Annotated in this window: 23 protein-coding genes; 16 read left to right on the top strand and 7 right to left on the bottom strand. The window is 47.9% G+C overall.

The window, feature by feature from the left end; translation table 11 throughout:
- Positions 1-58: 58 nt before the first annotated feature.
- The 5 genes from AC0L4K_RS14570 to AC0L4K_RS14550 all read right to left on the bottom strand — a co-directional run bounded on the left by AC0L4K_RS14570 (position 59) and on the right by AC0L4K_RS14550 (position 5,509).
- The gene (locus tag AC0L4K_RS14570; protein ID WP_473266861.1) at positions 59-745 is read right to left on the bottom strand and encodes a hypothetical protein; all 687 of its coding nucleotides are present in this window, start codon (positions 743-745) and stop codon (positions 59-61) included.
- The gene (locus AC0L4K_RS14565) at positions 735-1,460 is read right to left on the bottom strand and encodes a tyrosine-protein phosphatase (RefSeq protein WP_473266860.1); all 726 of its coding nucleotides are present in this window, start codon (positions 1,458-1,460) and stop codon (positions 735-737) included. The genes AC0L4K_RS14570 and AC0L4K_RS14565 overlap by 11 nt, the downstream gene beginning before the upstream one ends.
- Positions 1,460-3,673: a GumC family protein gene (locus tag AC0L4K_RS14560; protein WP_473266858.1), complete on the bottom strand. Its 2,214-nt coding sequence runs from the start codon at positions 3,671-3,673 to the stop codon at positions 1,460-1,462. The genes AC0L4K_RS14565 and AC0L4K_RS14560 overlap by 1 nt, the downstream gene beginning before the upstream one ends.
- A gap of 94 nt (positions 3,674-3,767) precedes the next feature.
- Complete coding sequence (locus AC0L4K_RS14555) at positions 3,768-4,277, bottom strand: polysaccharide biosynthesis/export family protein (RefSeq protein WP_473266857.1); 510 nt, start codon at positions 4,275-4,277, stop codon at positions 3,768-3,770.
- Between the two features lie 59 nt (positions 4,278-4,336).
- Complete coding sequence (locus AC0L4K_RS14550) at positions 4,337-5,509, bottom strand: outer membrane beta-barrel protein (protein ID WP_473266855.1); 1,173 nt, start codon at positions 5,507-5,509, stop codon at positions 4,337-4,339.
- A 356-nt stretch (positions 5,510-5,865) separates the two neighbouring features.
- Between AC0L4K_RS14550 and moaB the strand changes: the two genes are divergently transcribed.
- The 16 genes from moaB to AC0L4K_RS14470 all read left to right on the top strand — a co-directional run bounded on the left by moaB (position 5,866) and on the right by AC0L4K_RS14470 (position 17,376).
- Positions 5,866-6,420, top strand: coding sequence for a molybdenum cofactor biosynthesis protein B (gene moaB, locus AC0L4K_RS14545; RefSeq protein WP_473266854.1), 555 nt, complete (start codon positions 5,866-5,868; stop codon positions 6,418-6,420).
- Complete coding sequence (locus AC0L4K_RS14540; RefSeq protein WP_473266852.1) at positions 6,417-7,652, top strand: molybdopterin molybdotransferase MoeA; 1,236 nt, start codon at positions 6,417-6,419, stop codon at positions 7,650-7,652. The genes moaB and AC0L4K_RS14540 overlap by 4 nt, the downstream gene beginning before the upstream one ends.
- A gap of 183 nt (positions 7,653-7,835) precedes the next feature.
- On the top strand, positions 7,836-8,081 hold the full coding sequence (locus AC0L4K_RS14535; RefSeq protein WP_473266850.1) for a MoaD/ThiS family protein: 246 nt from the start codon (positions 7,836-7,838) through the stop codon (positions 8,079-8,081).
- Complete coding sequence (gene mobA / locus AC0L4K_RS14530) at positions 8,078-8,677, top strand: molybdenum cofactor guanylyltransferase MobA (RefSeq protein ID WP_473266849.1); 600 nt, start codon at positions 8,078-8,080, stop codon at positions 8,675-8,677. Before AC0L4K_RS14535 ends, mobA begins: the two co-directional genes overlap by 4 nt.
- A 76-nt stretch (positions 8,678-8,753) precedes the next feature.
- Positions 8,754-9,332, top strand: coding sequence for a TMEM165/GDT1 family protein (locus AC0L4K_RS14525; protein ID WP_473266847.1), 579 nt, complete (start codon positions 8,754-8,756; stop codon positions 9,330-9,332).
- 18 nt (positions 9,333-9,350) lie between these two features.
- Positions 9,351-9,707, top strand: a complete 357-nt coding sequence (locus tag AC0L4K_RS14520) for a CidA/LrgA family protein (RefSeq protein WP_417227599.1) — start codon at positions 9,351-9,353, stop codon at positions 9,705-9,707.
- A 5-nt stretch (positions 9,708-9,712) separates the two neighbouring features.
- The gene (locus AC0L4K_RS14515) at positions 9,713-10,423 is read left to right on the top strand and encodes an LrgB family protein (RefSeq protein ID WP_473266845.1); all 711 of its coding nucleotides are present in this window, start codon (positions 9,713-9,715) and stop codon (positions 10,421-10,423) included.
- Positions 10,424-10,628: 205 nt separating this feature from the next.
- Complete coding sequence (locus tag AC0L4K_RS14510) at positions 10,629-10,961, top strand: hypothetical protein (RefSeq protein ID WP_473266843.1); 333 nt, start codon at positions 10,629-10,631, stop codon at positions 10,959-10,961.
- Between the two features lie 28 nt (positions 10,962-10,989).
- Complete coding sequence (zapE, locus tag AC0L4K_RS14505) at positions 10,990-12,102, top strand: cell division protein ZapE (RefSeq protein ID WP_417227593.1); 1,113 nt, start codon at positions 10,990-10,992, stop codon at positions 12,100-12,102.
- 345 nt (positions 12,103-12,447) lie between these two features.
- Entirely contained in the window at positions 12,448-12,876 is a 429-nt protein-coding gene (gene rplM, locus AC0L4K_RS14500) for a 50S ribosomal protein L13 (RefSeq protein WP_126159155.1), read from the top strand.
- 13 nt (positions 12,877-12,889) lie between these two features.
- On the top strand, positions 12,890-13,282 hold the full coding sequence (gene rpsI, locus AC0L4K_RS14495) for a 30S ribosomal protein S9 (protein ID WP_296062245.1): 393 nt from the start codon (positions 12,890-12,892) through the stop codon (positions 13,280-13,282).
- 287 nt (positions 13,283-13,569) lie between these two features.
- Positions 13,570-14,166 carry a ubiquinol-cytochrome c reductase iron-sulfur subunit gene (petA, locus tag AC0L4K_RS14490; protein ID WP_417227591.1) on the top strand — a complete coding sequence of 199 codons (597 nt, stop codon included), beginning with the start codon at positions 13,570-13,572 and terminating at the stop codon, positions 14,164-14,166.
- A complete protein-coding gene (locus tag AC0L4K_RS14485) occupies positions 14,166-15,413 on the top strand; it encodes a cytochrome b (protein WP_417227589.1) in 1,248 nt (415 codons plus the stop codon). The genes petA and AC0L4K_RS14485 overlap by 1 nt, the downstream gene beginning before the upstream one ends.
- Positions 15,413-16,174 (top strand): cytochrome c1, encoded by a 762-nt coding sequence (locus AC0L4K_RS14480; protein WP_473266840.1) that lies wholly within the window; start codon positions 15,413-15,415, stop codon positions 16,172-16,174. The genes AC0L4K_RS14485 and AC0L4K_RS14480 overlap by 1 nt, the downstream gene beginning before the upstream one ends.
- An 88-nt stretch (positions 16,175-16,262) precedes the next feature.
- On the top strand, positions 16,263-16,892 hold the full coding sequence (gene sspA / locus AC0L4K_RS14475; protein WP_417227585.1) for a stringent starvation protein SspA: 630 nt from the start codon (positions 16,263-16,265) through the stop codon (positions 16,890-16,892).
- Between the two features lie 64 nt (positions 16,893-16,956).
- Positions 16,957-17,376, top strand: a complete 420-nt coding sequence (locus tag AC0L4K_RS14470) for a ClpXP protease specificity-enhancing factor (RefSeq protein ID WP_473266838.1) — start codon at positions 16,957-16,959, stop codon at positions 17,374-17,376.
- Positions 17,377-17,575: 199 nt separating this feature from the next.
- Here AC0L4K_RS14470 and AC0L4K_RS14465 read toward each other — a convergent pair whose 3' ends face one another.
- Together AC0L4K_RS14465 and AC0L4K_RS14460 are read right to left on the bottom strand one after the other, a co-directional pair.
- Positions 17,576-18,142 (bottom strand): BON domain-containing protein, encoded by a 567-nt coding sequence (locus tag AC0L4K_RS14465; protein ID WP_417227581.1) that lies wholly within the window; start codon positions 18,140-18,142, stop codon positions 17,576-17,578.
- 3 nt (positions 18,143-18,145) lie between these two features.
- Positions 18,146-18,736, bottom strand: a complete 591-nt coding sequence (locus AC0L4K_RS14460) for an SIS domain-containing protein (protein WP_417227579.1) — start codon at positions 18,734-18,736, stop codon at positions 18,146-18,148.

Below are 18,736 nucleotides of genomic sequence, written 5' to 3'. Positions count from 1 at the left end.
CCAAATATATAAGCGTTAGTCTGTTTTAATTGTATCTAAGCGTATTCTATTTATTTCATCAAGTGCGGCAAAGCCGATGACGCTGCTTCGATTCTTTTAGGTATACACACGCCAAGCCAAGCTTATTTATGGCTGTCAGTCGTTGTTTTAAGGCTCTATTGTTACGTTTCATACCGCGTTCGATATTGTCGATAACAGCGGTTTGGCTTTGCTTATCCAAATAGAGCCAACCCAGCATGCCTGCATCGGCTACTGCCAAGTTTACGCCGTTCTCCCAAGGGCCGAGTGTGGTAGCTTGCGCTAACGCGTGACGATATTCATCATCAAACTGCTGTAGCATCGCCTTCATTAAGGCAAGATTTGCCCAGCTGTAGGGCCAGTGAGTGCGTAACTGAGAGGCTTTTTTATAACTTGTAAGTGCTTGTTGGGTAAGTTGAGTAAACACTTCACTGTCGCCCAGACGATAAGCTTCGAGGGCCTTATAATAATGGAGTAACGCACGCATATCGTGAAATTCTGCATGGCGAGGATTCCAGTGGATGGCGGTGTTGATGCTGTTGAGGGCGTTATTGAGTTCAGTTGGAGGCGGGGTTAAGCCTTTTTTTTGCCAGTGTTCTAAATGTTGTCGAGGGCTGTAACCGTAAAGGTCGGCTATGCCGATACTTATTGAATAATAAATTGCCCCAGTTAAAAGGGTCATTAATGGGATGACGATTAGCAGTCGTTGTTTTACATTAGTTGACATGGGCGCGGGTGATCTGTTCAGGCGTCTCTTTTACTAAGCGTAGTGCGGCTTCTTCACCAATAATATTGGCCGCAGCTTTAAGCCCTTCTGTGAGTACAGGGGGGCGGTGCGCGACATTATGAGCATCCGTAGCTAACACTGTGACCCAGCCTCTAACCAGTAACTCTTTGGCAATTTCTAAGGGGCTGTTGCCAAACTTTCCTGCCACCGACATAGCGGTTAACTGCAGCAGACAGCCTTGCTCAATAAAGGGGTTGATCTTGTCAATATTATTGATGATCTCTTTATTACGCTCCGGATGAGCGATCATCGGTAGAATATTCTGCGCTTTTAACCAAGCAATCAGCTTATCGCTTCCCGGGGGGATATGACTATGAGGGAGTTCGAGTAGCAGGACTTTTTGTCCTTGCCACTCGCCCAAAAAGGGTATTTTACCCGCCGGTATCATACTGATCATCTCGGCTGAGATACGTAGCTCAGCACCCATGCTCATGGTTAATGGAATTGAGTGCTCAACTAGCGCCGCTTGCAACTGCTGCAATACCGGTTTAATGGTGGCTATTTGGTTCTCATACCGCCCGGGATGTATATGAGGCGTCACAACCATATGAGTGATACCGTCGTTGGCCGCAATACGGGCCAACTCTAGAGACTCTTCTAAGGTTGAAGGCCCATCATCGATACCAGGCAATAAATGGTTATGTAGGTCAATCATTAGGCACCTTGCTTTTCGCCGGTATAACCGTAGACATCATAGTAGCCATAGTAATCGCCACCGTATTTAGATGCTTTCTTAATATCAACTTGGTTGAGCACAACGCCGATAAGAGGCGCTTTTACTTCCGTTAGTCGCTTGATACCGTTCTTAGCCAGCTGGTAGTTGGTTGAATCGGCTTTGACGACATAGATCATTGCCCCAACGTGATGAGACAAGACTAATGCATCACTTACGGCTTGAGTCGGTGCGGTATCGATAACAATACGGTCGTACTTGGTTTCCAGCAACTCTAAAGCTTTAGCAAAACGCTCGGACGACAACAACTCTAGTGGGTTGGGTGGAATAATACCAGAAGGCAGTACATCGATGCCGGATGCTTCGTCTTTATGAATGCACTCTTCGAGTTTTGCTGTGCCAGCGACGAGGTTTGATAGTCCGGCAACCTTGCCTGATAGGCCAAAGGCTTTGGCAATCGATGGACGACGCATATCGGCATCAATCAATAACACTTTTTCCATCTGGCCAATGGAAAATGCTAGGTTCATAGTTAAAGAGGTTTTCCCTTCACCCGGAACCGATGAGGTGACACAGAGAATCTTGTGCGGGTTATCGAGTGCCGAAAGCACAATGCCGGTACGGATAGTACGAACGGATTCAGCAAAGGATGATTGGTTTTTATCCAGGTAGGCCGTATAGCTGACATTATCGGCTTTGTTTTTTCTAGCCAGTTTAGGCAGTAAGCCTAGCATGGTAGCACCAAGCTTATTTTCAACATCTTGCGCTGTTTTCAGTGTGTTGTTCAGTGCTTCTAATAGGAAGGAGAACATGATGCCGAACATGATGCTGACCACAAAGGCTAGCGCCATTATCAAGCCTTTCTTAGGCTTTTCAGGGACGCGTGGCGGTTGTGCTGGATCTGAAATACGTGCATTGGCAGATTGTAGATCACCGGTGGCATTGGTTTCGCTCAAGCGGGTAAAGAAAGTGTCATAGAGCTGACGATTAGCATCAACTTCTTTTTCGAGCTCTTTTAGACGGTAATCTTTACGGTTGATTGATTGCAAGTCTTTTTTGGTTTGATCTACCGCTGCTTTAAGGGAACGTTCTGCCGATAGAGCCAATCGGTATTCATTTTCAATACCGTTAACCACGGAGAGAATCTGGGCATTAAGGCTGCGTCGAGCGTTATCCAGTTCCGATTGTGCTGCTTTCATCTTCGGATGTTTTGCACCATAACGCTTTGAAAGCTCAGATTTTTTCAGTTCAACCTGTAGTACAGCGCCTTTCAGACTCTGTACTAAGGGATGCTGAAGAATAGCAGGGATTAATTCAAAATTCTCTGGATTGCGTTTGTCCAGTTTTTTGATTTGACGATTAAGGCTTTCAAGGGCCATGCGTTCACGGCGGGCTTCAACATGCTTGCTAGCGACCATATCCAGCTCGTTGTTGGCAATATCAAAGCCACCATCGGCGCCAACGATCTGTTCCTGCTCACGGTACTGTTGTAGATTCTGTTCAGATATCTTAAGTTTCTCTCGTAGACCGCTTAAGCGCTCCATAATCCAGCCAGACGCTTTAGTGGTGAGCTGCAAGCGCGCTTCTAAGTTGTTTTCTATATAGGCATCACCAATCGCATTGGCGATTTCAGCCGATAGTAACGGTTCGTATGAGTCATAACTTATTTTGACCAGCTGTGTTTTTCGGATAGGCTCAATGGTGAGATTGCCGAGAAGCTGAGATGTAACCCCTTGTAGGTGAATACGAGCCTTTTCCTCTTCACTTAATTCCGTTGGCACACCTAAAGGGAGTAATCCTTTGACTGTTGCAATGGTTTGAGCAATAAAGCTCGGTGGTTGATTAAATTCAGGGTGGTCGATCAGGTTGAGCTTATCAATCACCCGTTCGGCTAATTGACGTGATTTCAGAATTTCAAATTGGGTCAGATAATACTCACTATTACCGGACTCTAAACCATAGACCTCTTCGATTGAAACCACATTCGCATTTTGAGATTCGATCAATAGGGTTGCGTCAGCTCGGTAGATAGGCTTCATAGAGAAAACTACTAACGTTGTCAGCATTGTGACCACAATAGCAAAGCCGAAAATTCCCCACTTATGCCGGTTGATGGTGTTCCAATATTGGCGTAGGTCGATAACATCATCGCCCATAACAGGGGAATTGTTGTCCTGAAATTTATTCGTTTCCATACTGTCCGGTTTGTCTCTGTAAATGTGTATGTGGAACGTTTTATCGTGTATCAGCTTGCCGTCTGCTCTAGTCTAGGCGTATACAGCAGCGTGATTAAAAGAAACTTTGTTCGATGGTGATAATATCACCAGGCCTAATTTGAGTATTAAGCTTAACGAGGCGAGGGTTCGTCGTTTCGCCGTCATGGGAGACGAATAACTTACTCTTGGATGCTCTCTCGGTGAAACCGCCAGCCAATGCTACTGCTTTCTGCAATGTCAGGCCTGGTTGATAGGGATAGCCACCGGGCTCTTTAACTTCGCCATTAATATAAAATTGACGATACTCTAATACCGTAATACTAACCTGTGGGTCATGTAGATAGCCTTCGGCCAGGCCTTCCTCTATTTTTTTGCTGAGGTTGCCAATGGTCATATTAAGTATTTTTAGCTCGCCGAGGAAGGGGTAGGCAATGGTGCCTGCATCACTGAGGCGAATTTCCATACTTAAGTCTTCTTCACCAAAGACCTGAATGCTGAGTAGATCGCCTGAACCGAGGCGGTAATCAGAAAGAGTGGTTGATTCAGCCGAAACGGCTGAGCAAAATAAAATCAGAGTAGCCATAAAGGCTACTCTGATTGCGTTCAAACAGGATGTCATAGAAGCAACTCGATTTAATCAGCTTAAAGTGAGGCGTTTACTGACAGCATGAATAGGTTTTTGCTGTAGTCTTCTGTGGCAATGTTAGAATCAACATCGCTATACTTGTAGCTTAAACCAAAGGTCAACCAACGGCGCATGTCATAGTTCATGCCGATATTGAATGACTTGGTATCATCCTCACGAGTGTCACCCTCATAGGTTTCTGTAGTATAACCTAAACCAAGATCGCTGTTGATAATGTCATTCCAGGCATGGTTCCAGTTGATATTGTAGCTTTTAGTATCAATAAAGTTACCAGTGCCAGTACTTTCGGCATCGGTACGACTAGTACTTATATCTACAACAGAGTAACTGAGTGGCTCCCAACGTACAGAGGCCTCCCAGCTAGAAGTTGAGACATCGTCACGGCTCGCAGAGTCAAAGTCTTTTTCACTCATACCCACTTTGATGGTACCGGTGGTTTTTGCTGTCCCTTCCCAGGTAGCACCGACAAGATACTTCCAAGTGTTACTGTCGAGGGAACTGGCAGGATCGACGTCATAATTGATATCTTTGTTACGTACTTCGAATAGTAGTGACGTTTTAGGCATGATTTTATAATAAAAAATAGTACCTAAGGTTACTTCGGTATCATCGCGACCTCTAGTGGTAGAGCGAAAGTTCGTGAACTCTCGTTCTAAGTGCTCACCATAGAATTCAATACGCCCTGTGGCTTGTGGTGCACCGTACATGTATTTGAAACCAGCCGTAACCAGGTCATATTCTATTGGACTAGAGCTAACGTAATCATTCGTACCACGAGCTTCATGGCCTTTATTGTAGGCTGCTTTTAAATCTAGCATGCTGCGCTGGCTGAATTCTAAATGAGCCGCCCCGCCGAATGTATGATCGGTATAGTTATCATCGGAACTATTTTGATGCATCCCTTCGCTAAGTTGATACATCAGTCGGTAAGCGTTTAGACCATCTTCAGCAATGAGTTGAACGGACGGAGTGAGTACCGTAATGGTTTCATCTTGCTCATTATTTGAAGTGCTGAAAAAATTATCGTCATAACCAACTTGTGCGGTCATCATAGGGATAATTCTCACAGGACCAGCATCAATGGCTGCTGGTTCTATCGCTGCTGAAGCCGGTAATGACATGATTAGAGCTGAAGGAGCAATTAGGCTCATTAATGTAAGTTTTTTCATCGGCAGATATCCTTATATATGTTCTATATTATTGCCAACTGATTTTCGTTTTTGAATATTATTCAATAGCAGCATACTGGGTAAGCATAAATAATATGAACAGCGGCCTTGCAAGTCTGGCTAATAGTACCATGCGCTTTTTTCGAACGGTACTCTTCAAAGGCAGCAATTTGATCTATTTCACGTTTTTTTGTTGCACTGCGATATCGTTGGGTTTTCTATTCAGGGGTGTCCGCGCTTGGCTTTGCAGCCGACCTTCGGTGATAATGTCAGTTTAATTTAGTTTCCTTGTGTTGCACCAGTGTGACATGTACATATTCTGTCTCGCTAATTAGAGAAAGGTAGTAGGTTTTTTTATGGCTCATAGCAAGAAAGAGGTGGCTTTTCAGTCGTTACAGATCGCAGTGCTGACGGTGTCTGATACGCGAACGCCGAAGAATGACACGTCTGGTGATGCGTTGGTTGAGGGTTTGGACGCAGCAGGGCATCAGCTTGCTCAGCGCGCGATCTGTAAGGATGATGTTTATCAGTTGCGGGCGGTGGTGTCTCAGTGGATTGCCGATGAGCAAGTGCAGGCGGTGCTGGTTACAGGGGGGACAGGCTTTACGCTGCGGGATACGACCCCAGAAGCACTGTCACCACTGTTTGATAAAGCCATTGAGGGGTATGGTGAGCTGTTTCGACAGTTGTCCTATGAGGAAATAGGCACTTCAACGATTCAATCCCGCGCTTTTGCTGGCGTTGCTAATCGTACAGTTATTTTTTGTATGCCGGGTTCAACGGGGGCCTGTAAAACCGCGTGGAACGGTATTATTCGTGAACAGCTAGATGCTCGCCACCGGCCCTGTAATTTTGTTGAGATGGTGATGACTGATCGGTCAGTTGATACTGTTTGTGGGCCACGAGGATGAGCTGTGATCTGTCAAAGCCATCGTTGATGCCCGTTACTGAAGTACTGAGCGCTCTGTTGGCTCAAGCAAAACCTGCGGTAGCTACGGAACGCTTGGCGATTAGTGATACGCTAGGGCGCGTGTTGGCTGAGGATCAGCTGTCGACCGTTGATGTGCCGCCGCAGGATAACAGTGCGATGGACGGTTATGCATTCAATAGCACTGATCTTGCTGGTTTGCAGGAAGGGAAGCTGTTGAAGGTTTCTCAGCGTATTCCAGCGGGTACTGCTCCCAAACCTTTGGAGGCTGGAACGGCGGCCCGTATTTTTACCGGTTCTGAAATGCCCCAAGGTGCTGATGCCGTTGTGATGCAGGAAAATACCGTTGTCACCGATGTAGATGGGCGGTCTTGGGTTGAGATTGTTGAGGTGCCGACTGCAGGGAGTAATATTCGCCAGCGAGGGCAGGATATTCGCACGGGTCAGGTCGTGATACCTAAAGGGACTCGATTGACGGCTTCGCATATCGGTGTGTTGGCTTCGGTGGGCATCGCAGAGGTGAATGTCTATAAGCCGGTGAAAGTGGCGGTGTTAGCTACCGGTGATGAGTTGGTGATGCCGGGGAATCCCTTGCAGCCAGGTCAGATTTATAACTCGAACCTGTTTACCCTGCGTGGTTTATTGCAAGGGTTGGGTTGCGAGGTGATCGTCTCTGCGGTTGTTGCTGACACCTTCGAAGGCACAAAAGCAGCGTTGAAACAGGCATCAGAGCAGGCCGACTGTATTATCACCAGTGGTGGAGTCTCGGTGGGTGAAGAGGATCATGTTAAAGCGGCGGTTGAATCGCAAGGTGAATTAAAGCTGTGGAAGCTCGCGCTTAAACCCGGAAAGCCGATGGCCTTTGGTTATGTCAATGGCAAGCCTTTGCTTGGGCTGCCAGGTAACCCTTCTGCGGTTTTGGTAACCTTTTCTATACTCGCGCGCCCGTTTTTATTGCGGTCGATGGGGGCCGTTTCGGTCTTACCGTTAAGTTTAATGGTTGAGGCTGGCTTTAGTCGTAAGCGAGCAATTGGTCGGCAGGAGTATTTACGGGTTGAGCTCAAGAATGGCCGAGCGGTGTTAGGGCATAGTCAAAGCTCGGGCGTGCTGAGTTCGGCTGTGTCGGCTGCCGGTTATCTTGTGGTGCCGGCGGAAACCGTGGTTACTGAAGGTGATCGGCTAGCGTTTATCCCGTTCAGTGAAGTGGGACTATAGTGGTTAAGGATCCCTAGTTTTAGCGGGTGTGGCTAAGACGATTGTTGTGAGTAAGTTGATTTGTGGATAAAGCGGTCCAGCAATAACCGCTTCAGTTGTTCGGTGGATAAATTGATATTGGTATCGGCATAACGGGTTTATGGCTTTGTTATGCGTCGTTGTTTATGGGTGAAAGGTGCTCTGATGGTTAAAGTATTGTTTTTTGCATCTCTACGCGAGGCGTTAAGGGTTGGGCAGCTGGATCATCCATCGGTGAGTGGTGAGCGGGTTGTCGATTTGTTGGCTGCTCTTAAGGAAAAAGGTGATGAATGGCGTCGAGCGCTCGATGGCACCTTATTGTGTTCAGTTAATCAAGAAATTGTCCCGCTGGATACAGTGATTGCTGCGGGGGATGAGGTCGGCTTGTTCCCGCCGGTAACCGGTGGATGACGGGCCTTACTCCCGTTGATGTTATTGTGCTGGCCGGTGGTGAAGGTCGGCGTATGGGTGGGCAAGATAAGGGGTTGGTGGCTTTTCGTTCGCAACCGATGGCGGGTTTTGCGGTGCAGCTTGTCAGGCCCTACGCTCGCCGGCTGATTATCAGCTGTAATCGCCATCTGCCGGAATACAGTGATCTGGCTGATCAGGTGGTTATGGATGAGTTGGCCGGGTTTCAGGGGCCTTTGGCGGGTATCTTAAGTGGTCTTAGGGTTTGTCATACAGACCAGGTGTTGGTTCTACCTTGTGATACTCCTTTGTTACAAGCTGAGTTGATCGAACGATTACTGCTTGCCGCTCAAGCGAAGCCGGATGCTATTACGGTTTTGTCAGAAGGGGATGAATTGCATCCCTTGCATGCGGTTATTCCTCGGCGGCTGGTAGCGGATCTGTCTACATGGTTGGAAGGCGGTCAACGGGCGGTGCAGCGCTGGATGCGCTGTCATCCCATGCAGCTGATTGATATCGTTGATGTGGCTGATCAGCTATGTAATCTAAATACTGAACAGGCATTACGTGTTGCCGAAAAGTCACTTCTGAACAATTAACTTTTGGCTTGCCTGCCCGCGAGTTGTATTTATTTATGTATAATCGCCCGCATTTTATGCTTCGGGAAAGGCGAATATGGATCAACTAGGCAGTCTTGTCGGGGCCTTTTTACTGGTGTTTTTGGCTGAGTTTGGTGATAAAAGCCAATTGGTGTGTATGACGCTGGCCGCGCGGTATCGGCCACTGCCGGTGATTCTAGGGGCTGTTGTTGCGTTTGCAATCTTGAATGTGTTGGCGGTTGCTGTCGGTTCCGTGGCATCAGCATGGCTGCCTCGCTCGGCGGTGTTGTGCGTGGTTGCGTTGTTGTTTCTCTGGTTTGGTTTGCAGTCGTTCAATGCTGAAGAGGATGATGAAGACGGCAGTCCTGCTGTTTCGGGTAAAAGTGTGTTCTTATCCGCGCTGATCATGCTGTTCTTCGCTGAGTTGGGTGATAAGACCCAGCTAGCGGTGATGGGGTTGGCGAGTACAGAGCCTGCCGTGCCTGTCTGGCTGGGCGCGACAATAGCGCTGGTGGCGACATCGGTGATCGGTGTTATAGCGGGGCGAGCACTGATGCGCTATGTCTCGGTAGTCTGGCTGCATCGCGCATCGGGTGTGTTATTCATTGTATTTGCGCTTTATGCCGGTAGTGAGGCTTTCTTGTTACTGCTTTAACCTGTTGTTGGGGATGATATGCTGGTTGGTTTTTTAATATTACTGCTTTTTCAATTTGCGGGTGAACTGATTGTTATCGCGTTAGGAATGCCGGTGCCAGGGCCTGTTGTCGGTATGGTGTTGTTATTGGTTTGTTTGATAGTGAAGGGCGAAGTGCCTGAATCGCTGCGAATTCCTTCTGAAGCCTTGTTAAAACACCTAGCACTGCTGTTTGTGCCTGCAGGCGTTGGCTTAATGACACACTTCTCGTTGCTAAAAGCGGACTGGTTGGCTATTTTGCTGGCCTTGATTATCAGTACTGGGCTGACGATCATCGTGACGGCGTTGATTCTTAACCCGTCGGCGAAGAAGCTGCAACAGTTGGAGCGGGAGTAGCTGCGATGGCGTTCTGGACCTTTTTCTCGGCCAAACCCTTGTTATGGCTGATCGTTACTATTGTCACCTTTATTGCAACTTCGTGGCTAAATCGCCGCTTGGGTGGTACGCCTTTACTGCACCCAGTGCTGGTATCGTTAGCGCTGATTATTGTGTTTTTATTGCTGACCGGTACCCCGTATGAAACCTATTTTGAGGGGGCGCAGTTTATCCACTTTTTGCTAGGGCCTGCGACGGTGGCGCTGGCGGTGCCTTTGTTTGATCATTTTGAGCGGGTTAAGAAAATGCTATTGCCGTTGTTGTTGGCCTGTATGGCCGGTGCTGTGACGGCAGCAGCTTCGGCTATTCTTGTGGCGCAGGCGCTCGATGCTTCATTGGGGACGCTATTGTCGATAGCGCCTAAGTCGGTGACGTCGGCGATCGCGATCGGTGTTGCTGCAAAATTAGGTGGTTATCCCTCGCTAGCCTCTGGTTTGGTATTAATCACGGGGGCTATCGGTTGTGCCTTGGCGCCACCGATTTATCGTATTTTGAATGTCACTGATGAAGCGGTGAAGGGGTTTACGTTAGGTGTTTCTGCCCACGGTATGGGCACCGCCTATGCATTTGAGTATGGCCTGATGGCGGGGGCTTTTGGTGGTTTAGCGATGGGTATGACCGGTGCCTTCACCGCGTTTATGTTACCGTTATTGATCCCGTTGATGGGGATTGGTTAGGAGGTTGGGGTTAATTTGCCCGAATTGCCAATCTTGGCAGCTTAATCGGTGTGAGGGCGCGCCTCCTACAGGTCCGGTAGGCCTGAAGCGAGCGATGCCTCGTCGCGATTTTTATCTACTAGATTTGTTCTTTGTATTGTGGGAGTTGCCTCTGGCGGCGATGTGTTTGTTGAGGTTTATCGCCCCGAGACGGGGCTCCCACAGGGTGAAGTTTGTTGTTTTTGCTGTAGGAGCTGTCTTTGGCAGCGGTGGTTTTTCATTGGTATTTATCGCCCCTAGAAGGGGCTCCCACAGGGTGAAGTTTGTTGTTTTTGCTGTAGGAGCTGCCTCTGGCGGCGATGATGTTGTATCGAAATTTATCGCCCCTAGAAGGGGCTCCCGCAGGGTGAAGTTTGTTGTTTTTGCTGTAGGAGCTGCCTCTGGCTGCGATGAGTTCGCTCAATGGCTGTGCTCGACTTCTCCCTTTGTTGCGTTGCAAAACAGGGTGCTGGAGAGTAAAGTCCCCAACCTTCTTTTAGATCCTTTTCTGAACATCTGACATTAGTTTGAATGGTACGGTTTCTCGCATGACTCCAATTGCTCGTTATAAAAAAGACCTTGAACGGGACGACTTCTCCTATGATTCGGCCCAGGAAGAAGCGGTTAAGCATCTACAGCGTTTGTATGATGACCTAGTGGCTAAACAGCAGCATAAGCCTAAGCCTACCGGATTGATGGGGCGCTTATCAGGCAAACTGAAGAAGAAAACGGTTGAGCCGGTTCAGGGGTTGTACTTCTGGGGTGGTGTCGGTCGGGGTAAGACTTACCTTATGGATACCTTCTATGACAGTCTGCCATTCGAGAATAAAGAGCGTACCCACTTTCACCGTTTTATGCAGCGGGTTCATCAAGAGTTGAGACTGTTAGATGGCACACCCAACCCGTTGGTTGAAATTGGTAAAAAATATGCCAGCGAATTTCAGATTATCTGTTTCGATGAGTTTTTTGTTACTGATATTACCGATGCCATGATTCTCGGTGGTTTGTTGCAAGAGCTATTTAAAAACGGTGTATCGCTGGTGGCTACCTCTAACATTGTGCCTGATGGGCTATATGAAAATGGTTTGCAGCGTGCGCGGTTTTTACCGGCGATCGACCTGTTGAATAAGTTTACCGATGTTGTCAATGTTGATAGTGGTGTCGATTACCGTTTGCGTACCCTTGAGCAAGCTGAGCTGTATCATTATCCGTTGGATGCTGCTGCCGATGCATCTCTGAATAAGAGCTTTGAAAGCCTTGTGCCTGATCTTAATGATGTGGCTGAAAGCTGCGCGTTAGAAGTTAATGGTCGGAGTATTCAAGCCCGCCGTTGTTGCGAGGATGTCGCTTGGTTTGAGTTTTCTGAGCTGTGTGAAGGGCCGCGTAGTCAGAATGATTACATCGAGTTGAGTAAGGTTTTCCATGCTGTGTTGATTAGCAATGTACCGCAGCTTGGGCGTAACAACGATGATGCTGCGCGCCGCTTTGTTAACCTTGTTGATGAGTTTTATGATTGTGGCGTGAAATTAATTCTTACCGCTGAAAAGTCCATCCACGAGATCTACAGCGAAGGGCGTTTGGAGTTTGAGATACAACGAACTCAGAGCCGTTTACTTGAAATGCAGTCACAGGAATATTTAGCGCGTGAGCACCGGGCTTGATAGCAGTGGTTGCTCTAACGTCACAGTGAGCATGATTTGCTGCTGGCTCGAAGAATCCTGCTTAATTGATTCAATGACAAGCATTTAAGTTAAGCGCTTTGTCGCTAGCCGCTTGAGCAGAAAGAGCAATGTGAAAGCGATTTCGAGCGACAAAGCGGTATGAATTTGAATCGCGAAATATTTGTTGGCATATTTGTGCGGTTGCAGTATAATCCGCGCTCCTTCGGATTGGTCCGGGGAATTTTGACGTTGTAGACTGCGGTTTACAACCAATAATTATAAGGTCGTCGAACCTTGCTAATCAGTAGATTGGCCTTGTTCAGACTGATGTATAGGTAAATTATCATGACTACATTTAGCGCTAAGCCTGCAGAGGTAAAACGCGATTGGTATGTTGTAGACGCTGAGGGTAAAACTCTGGGTCGTCTGGCTACCGAGATTGCACGTCGCCTACGCGGCAAGCATAAAGCAGAATTCACTCCTCATGTTGATACTGGTGATTACATCATCGTTGTTAACGCTGAGAAAGTTAACGTAACTGGTAACAAGCGTAAGGACAAAATGTACTATCGCCATACTGGTTACCCAGGTGGTCTGCGTGAAACTTCTTTCGAGAAGATGGTTGAAACTCATCCAACACGCACCATCGAACTGGCCGTTAAAGGCATGTTGCCTAAAGGTCCCTTGGGTCGCGCTATGTACACTAAAATGAAAGTGTACGCTGGTGCAGAACATCCGCATGCGGCTCAACAGCCACAAGAACTGAACGTCTAAGGGGCAGGTCAATATGTCTACAACTCAGTATTACGGCACAGGCCGTCGTAAATCCTCTACTGCACGCGTATTCTTGCGTCCAGGTACAGGTAAAATCACTGTTAACCAGCGTGAACTTGATGTTTACTTCGGTCGCGAAACTGCTCGCATGATCGTTCGTCAGCCTTTAGATCTGACTGGTAACACTGAAAAATTTGATGTTTACATTACCGTTAAAGGCGGTGGTGGTTTCGGTCAGGCCGGTGCGATCCGTCACGGTATCACTCGTGCGCTGATGGAATATGATGAGACACTGCGTCCTGAACTGCGTGCTGCTGGTTTTGTTACCCGTGATGCACGTGAAGTTGAGCGTAAGAAAGTGGGTCTACGTAAAGCACGTAAGAAGCCACAATTCTCCAAGCGTTAATTCGCGCCGATACAGTTTTTGTATCGTACAAAAAGCGCCCGTGCCAGCAATGGTTCGGGCGTTTTTTTGTTTTATGGATGGCGCTTTGGTATGAGGTCAAGACTCGGTCGACTATAGGCGTAAAAAGGCGGTTTTGCCCCTAATTAGCCTTGTAAGAAGCAGGGAATTTCATTACTATTTGTGCCATTTTAAAAATCCGTTAATTCGGTATTCATTACTGAGCAACCCAATAATTGCTGCGCTGCAATAGTGTGGGGTTATAGGTTGAGTGAGGGGAGATAATCTTAATGAGTAATGACGGCGTGAATAAGGGGCGGCGACGTCTCCTGATCGGTGCCACCTCTGCTGTTGGGGCAGTGGGTGCCGTAGGAGCTGCTGTTCCGTTCGTGGCTTCATGGAATCCGAGTGCAAAAGCTAAAACAGCTGGCGCTCCGGTTAAAGCTGATGTCAGCAAGCTGGAAATCGGTCAGCAGATGATCGTGAAGTGGCGCGGCAAGCCTGTATGGATTGTGCGTCGTGGACCGGAAGCTTTGGCTAATCTAGCAAAGATTTCTGACCGTTTAGCGGATCCTGAATCGACAGTTCCACATCAGCCATCCTATGTACCAGGCACACCAGCCCGTGCAATTCGTGAAGATATTGCAGTGATGGTTGGTATTTGTACCCATTTGGGCTGTTCACCGACATACCGTCCTGAACTGGCGCCTGAAGATTTGGGTGCTGATTGGGTCGGTGGTTTCTACTGCCCATGTCATGGCTCTCGTTTTGACCTGTCTGGTCGTGTATTGAAAGGTGTTCCGGCACCTACTAACCTGGTGATTCCGCCTCATTATTATGAGAGCGAAAATGTGATCATCATCGGTGTGGATCAGGAGACTGCATAATGGCTGGCGCACGTAATAAAGGAAATCCAGGCATCATTGGCTGGATCGATGATCGTTTCCCGCTAACGGCGATGTGGGATGATCATTTAGCAAAATACTATGCTCCAAAGAACTTCAATTTTTGGTATTTCTTTGGTTCCCTCGCTCTGTTAGTTCTGGTTAACCAACTGCTGACCGGTATCTGGTTGACCATGAGCTATAACCCAACAGCAGAAGGCGCATTCGCTTCTGTTGAATACATCATGCGTGATGTGGATTATGGTTGGTTGCTGCGTTACATGCACTCTACCGGTGCTTCGGCATTCTTTGCTGTGGTTTACCTGCATATGTTCCGAGGTCTGCTGTACGGTTCTTACCGTAAGCCTCGTGAGTTGGTATGGATCTTCGGTATGACGATCTATCTGGCGCTGATGGCTGAAGCCTTTATGGGTTACTTGCTGCCATGGGGACAGATGTCTTACTGGGGTGCTCAAGTAATTGTATCGCTGTTCTCTGCGGTGCCGGTTATTGGTCCAGACCTCGCTGAGTGGATTCGTGGTGACTACCTGATTTCGGGTATTACGCTGAACCGCTTCTTCTCGCTGCACGTAGTTGCACTGCCAATCGTCCTATTGGGTCTGGTTGTTATGCACATCATTGCACTGCATGAAGTGGGCTCTAACAACCCAGACGGTATTGAGATTAAAGAGAAGAAGGATGAGAACGGTATCCCACTCGATGGTATCCCATTCCACCCGTATTACACTGTGAAAGATATTGTCGGTGTAGTGGTCTTCCTGTTCGTATTCTGCCTGATCATCTTCTTCTTCCCTGAGATGGGTGGGTACTTTATTGAACAGCCAAACTTTGAACCGGCTAACCCGCTGAAGACTCCGCCGCACATCGCGCCGGTTTGGTACTTCACGCCGTTCTACGCTATGTTGCGTGCGATTCCGCCTATTGCGGCATCTCAGTTCCCAGGTGTCGTGGTGATGGGTGGTGCGATTGCTATCCTGTTTGTTCTACCTTGGTTGGATCGCAGCCCGGTTAAATCCATGCGTTATAAAGGCTGGATGAGCAAAGTATGGCTGGTGATTTTTGCAATCAGCTTTGTTGTGCTGGGTTATCTTGGGGTTGTTCCATCTTCTCCTGAGCGTACCGTGGTCGCACAAATCTGTACTGCACTGTATTTTGCATACTTCTTCCTGATGCCGTTCTACACCAGAATGGAAAGCACTAAACCGGTACCGGAAAGGGTGACAGGCTAATGAAAAAGTTTTTTATCGCAATTATGTTGGTGCTGGTGCCTGTCGTCGCCAGTGCGAGTACCGGCGGAGTCCATTTGGATACTATGGGGCCGGATCATACCAATAAAGAGTCACTGCAACGTGGCATGAAGACCTTTGTGAACTATTGCATGGGTTGTCATTCGGCTAACTTTCAGCGTTATGAGCGTGCTGCTATCGATCTCGGTATGCCTAATGAGTTAGTGCAAGAGCACTTGATCTTTGGTGAATCTAAGGTCGGTGAACAGATGACCATCGCTATGCCTCAGGCTGATGCGGCTGATTGGTTTGGTACGCCTCCACCTGATCTGACGTTGGAAACACGTCTGCGAGGTGAAGATTGGGTTTACACTTACCTGCGTAGCTTCTACAAAGATTCTGCGCGGCCTTGGGGTGTTAACAACGTGGTCTTCCCGGATGTTGGTATGCCCAATGTTCTAGAAGGTTTGCAGGGGATGCAGGTCAACCATTGCACCAAAGAAGAGATGGCTCATCATGAGAAAACCATCGATCCTTTGACTGGGCTGCAAATGGGTGGTTGTCTGAGCATTGCTGAAAAGGGCGAGCTTTCAGTTGAAGAGTTTGATAAGACTATTTATGACCTCGTGAACTTCATGTCTTATATGGGTAACCCTGTTAAGCTTGAATCTGAATCGATTGGTTATAAAGTGCTGATCTTCCTGGCTATCTTATTCGTCTTCGCGTTCGCGCTGAAGAAAGAGTACTGGCGCGACGTTCACTAAACGTCCGCGAGTCAGGAATACCGATACGTGGGCCAATTTTATTGGTCCGCGTATATTTTTTATGGAATAAGTGAAACGGGGTGATTTAATGGGTGTAGTGGCCAAGCGTTCTTCTATGACTTTTTACTCCGATGGCAATGATCATTATAGCCATCGGGTACGTATCGTTCTGGCTGAAAAGGGTGTTGCAGTTGAGATTAACGATTGCGATCCAAACAGTTTGCCTGAGGATCTGGCGTCACTGAATCCATACAATAGCTTACCGACTCTGTTGGATCGGGAACTGGTATTGTATGAGCCAAATGTGATGATGGAGTATCTGGATGAGCGTTTTCCTCATCCGCCGCTACTACCTGTCTATCCTGTTGCACGTGCTGAAAGCCGTCTGTATATGTATCGTATTCAGCGTGACTGGTGTTCTTTGGCTGATGTGATTTTAACGGCTGAAGATGCGGATGATGCTGACGAAGCGCGTAAAGCGTTACGTGACAGTCTGGTGGCTGTTTCACCGATCTTTGGTGAAAAAGATTTCTTCATGAGTGAAGAGTTTACCTTGGTAGACTGCTGTATCGCTCCGCTGCTATGGCGTCTAGAGATTCTGGGTGTTGAATTGCCAGAAGCTCAGTGCAAAGATCTTATTAAGTATATGGAGCGTCTGTTTGAGCGTGAAGCGTTTCAAATCAGCTTGTCTGAAGAAGAACGCGAAATGCGTGACTGATATTTCGTCGCTATAAATAACTAAAAAGGATGGGTTTTTACTCATCCTTTTTTTGGAGTATGTAATGCAATCGAGTCGTGGATATCTTATCCGTGCGCTGAATGAGTGGATTCTTGACAGTGGTTGGACGCCGCACCTAGTTATTGATGCCGAAATTCAAGGTGTAATGGTGCCGCAGCAGTTTATCAGTGATGGTCAGATTGTCTTGAATATTGCGCCTTCTGCGGTGCAGAGTTTGACGGTTGAGAACGATGCTGTGAGTTTTAATGCGCGCTTTGGTGGCGTGCCCATGAATGTGTTTGTGCCGATCGTTGCAGTCATGGCGATCTATGCCCGTGAGAACGGTCAAGGCATGGGTTTCGGCGCGGAGCCGGGTGTTGAGGCGCTTTATGCCGATGAGCCTGAGAACGATCCGACACCGCCAAAAGCACCCGCACCCGAGCCTAAAGCCAAGAGTCGACCTTCATTGAAGGTAGTGAAGTAGCGCTAAGGGTTTATTGCATCGCCCCTGGAAAGGGCTCCTACATGAGGATAATGCACCAACTCCTGTGGGAGCCCCGTCTCGGGGCGATGAATTTCAATCCGAACCATGGTTTATCGCCGCCGGAGGCGGCTCCTACAGGAGTGTTCTAAGGTAGGAGCTACCTCTGGCGGCGAGGAGAGGGCTGTTTATAAAGTCAGTATTAATCGATATATTCAAAGATCTTAACGATTTTTTGGATACCGTTGACGCTTTTTACCACTTGAATCGCTTTGTCCGCTTGTGCACGGGTGACTAAGCCCATTAAATAAACCACACCGTTTTCCGTGACCACCTTGATTTGGCTAGCATCGACATCTTTATCACCAATCATATTGGCTTTGATTTTGGCGGTGATCCAAGTATCGCTGGCGCGGGTCAGGGTGGATGTTGGGCTGGTGATGGTCAGTTCGTTGTGAATACGGCGAATCTTGCGCACTTGGCTAACAATCTGTTCCGCTTCGAGTCGGCTTTCTTCGGTTGCTACCTGTCCGGTGATCAACACGATGCCATTAAAGCTGGTGATGTTCACATGGCTGCTGCTCAGTTCAACTGAGCCTTTACTGATATTGACGTTGGATTTGATCTCAATGAGCTCGTCGTCAACGAAGCTGCCGGTGGTTCTACCCGTAGGGTCTTCCTTGATAGGCTCTTCTTTTAAACTGCTAACAACGGTTGAGCAGCCGCTGGTTAGAATGCCTGCGAGCATTAGGATCGCTATCCGTTTCATTCTTTATTCTCCGCCAAAAAGTTGAAAGTCAATTAGATCGCACAAGGCGTGCAGAATCAGCGTTTGTGCCCCAAAAATAAGTGCGGGGTCGTCTGCCGGAATGCAAAACTCAACCTCGTCCGGCAGTAATAGAGAGTGAATATTGTTATTAGTTCCCCCAGTCAGGGCGATGACTAGCATATCTCGATCATGAGCTGCTTGAATGGCCTGCACAAGGTTAGCCGCACGGCCATCACTAGAGAGAAGTAGCAGTAGATCGCCGGGTTGGCCGAGGGCGCGGATCTGTTTTGAAAAGATATCATTGAACTGGCCATCTTGGGCGATGCCGGTGAGTGCAGAACCTTCTGCGCTGAGAGATATTGCCGGAAGGCCGGGGCGTTCATGGCGAAACTGATTCATCAGCAAGCTGGTGAAATGCTGCGATAAGGCCGCACTTCCGCCGTTTCCGCAACACAGAATCTTGTTTTCGGATATCAGGCAGCCGAGCAAAAGCTCGCCAGCATGGGAAATCATCGGGGTGTATTCTTCGATGGTTTGGGCATTAACGTCCATGCTGTTATGGAATAGGTTAATGACTCGGTCTTGAAGTACCAT

This window comes from Amphritea sp. GJ51-11 (assembly GCF_055808735.1).
The sequence above is the reverse complement of the archived record's forward strand: the minus strand, read 5'-3'. Positions and strand labels throughout refer to the sequence as shown.

Excerpts from the sequence above, each read along its gene's own strand:
- AC0L4K_RS14570 (WP_473266861.1), bottom strand. The coding sequence starts at position 745 with ATGTCAACTAATGTAAAACAACGACTGCTAATCGTCATCCCATTAATG.
- AC0L4K_RS14565 (WP_473266860.1), bottom strand. The coding sequence starts at position 1,460 with ATGATTGACCTACATAACCATTTATTGCCTGGTATCGATGATGGGCCT.
- AC0L4K_RS14560 (WP_473266858.1), bottom strand. The coding sequence starts at position 3,673 with ATGGAAACGAATAAATTTCAGGACAACAATTCCCCTGTTATGGGCGAT.
- AC0L4K_RS14555 (WP_473266857.1), bottom strand. The coding sequence starts at position 4,277 with ATGGCTACTCTGATTTTATTTTGCTCAGCCGTTTCGGCTGAATCAACC.
- AC0L4K_RS14550 (WP_473266855.1), bottom strand. The coding sequence starts at position 5,509 with ATGAAAAAACTTACATTAATGAGCCTAATTGCTCCTTCAGCTCTAATC.
- moaB (WP_473266854.1), top strand. The coding sequence starts at position 5,866 with ATGGCTCATAGCAAGAAAGAGGTGGCTTTTCAGTCGTTACAGATCGCA.
- AC0L4K_RS14540 (WP_473266852.1), top strand. The coding sequence starts at position 6,417 with ATGAGCTGTGATCTGTCAAAGCCATCGTTGATGCCCGTTACTGAAGTA.
- AC0L4K_RS14535 (WP_473266850.1), top strand. The coding sequence starts at position 7,836 with ATGGTTAAAGTATTGTTTTTTGCATCTCTACGCGAGGCGTTAAGGGTT.
- mobA (WP_473266849.1), top strand. The coding sequence starts at position 8,078 with ATGACGGGCCTTACTCCCGTTGATGTTATTGTGCTGGCCGGTGGTGAA.
- AC0L4K_RS14525 (WP_473266847.1), top strand. The coding sequence starts at position 8,754 with ATGGATCAACTAGGCAGTCTTGTCGGGGCCTTTTTACTGGTGTTTTTG.
- AC0L4K_RS14520 (WP_417227599.1), top strand. The coding sequence starts at position 9,351 with ATGCTGGTTGGTTTTTTAATATTACTGCTTTTTCAATTTGCGGGTGAA.
- AC0L4K_RS14515 (WP_473266845.1), top strand. The coding sequence starts at position 9,713 with ATGGCGTTCTGGACCTTTTTCTCGGCCAAACCCTTGTTATGGCTGATC.
- zapE (WP_417227593.1), top strand. The coding sequence starts at position 10,990 with ATGACTCCAATTGCTCGTTATAAAAAAGACCTTGAACGGGACGACTTC.
- rplM (WP_126159155.1), top strand. The coding sequence starts at position 12,448 with ATGACTACATTTAGCGCTAAGCCTGCAGAGGTAAAACGCGATTGGTAT.
- rpsI (WP_296062245.1), top strand. The coding sequence starts at position 12,890 with ATGTCTACAACTCAGTATTACGGCACAGGCCGTCGTAAATCCTCTACT.
- petA (WP_417227591.1), top strand. The coding sequence starts at position 13,570 with ATGAGTAATGACGGCGTGAATAAGGGGCGGCGACGTCTCCTGATCGGT.
- AC0L4K_RS14485 (WP_417227589.1), top strand. The coding sequence starts at position 14,166 with ATGGCTGGCGCACGTAATAAAGGAAATCCAGGCATCATTGGCTGGATC.
- AC0L4K_RS14480 (WP_473266840.1), top strand. The coding sequence starts at position 15,413 with ATGAAAAAGTTTTTTATCGCAATTATGTTGGTGCTGGTGCCTGTCGTC.
- sspA (WP_417227585.1), top strand. The coding sequence starts at position 16,263 with ATGGGTGTAGTGGCCAAGCGTTCTTCTATGACTTTTTACTCCGATGGC.
- AC0L4K_RS14470 (WP_473266838.1), top strand. The coding sequence starts at position 16,957 with ATGCAATCGAGTCGTGGATATCTTATCCGTGCGCTGAATGAGTGGATT.
- AC0L4K_RS14465 (WP_417227581.1), bottom strand. The coding sequence starts at position 18,142 with ATGAAACGGATAGCGATCCTAATGCTCGCAGGCATTCTAACCAGCGGC.
- AC0L4K_RS14460 (WP_417227579.1), bottom strand. The coding sequence starts at position 18,736 with ATGGTACTTCAAGACCGAGTCATTAACCTATTCCATAACAGCATGGAC.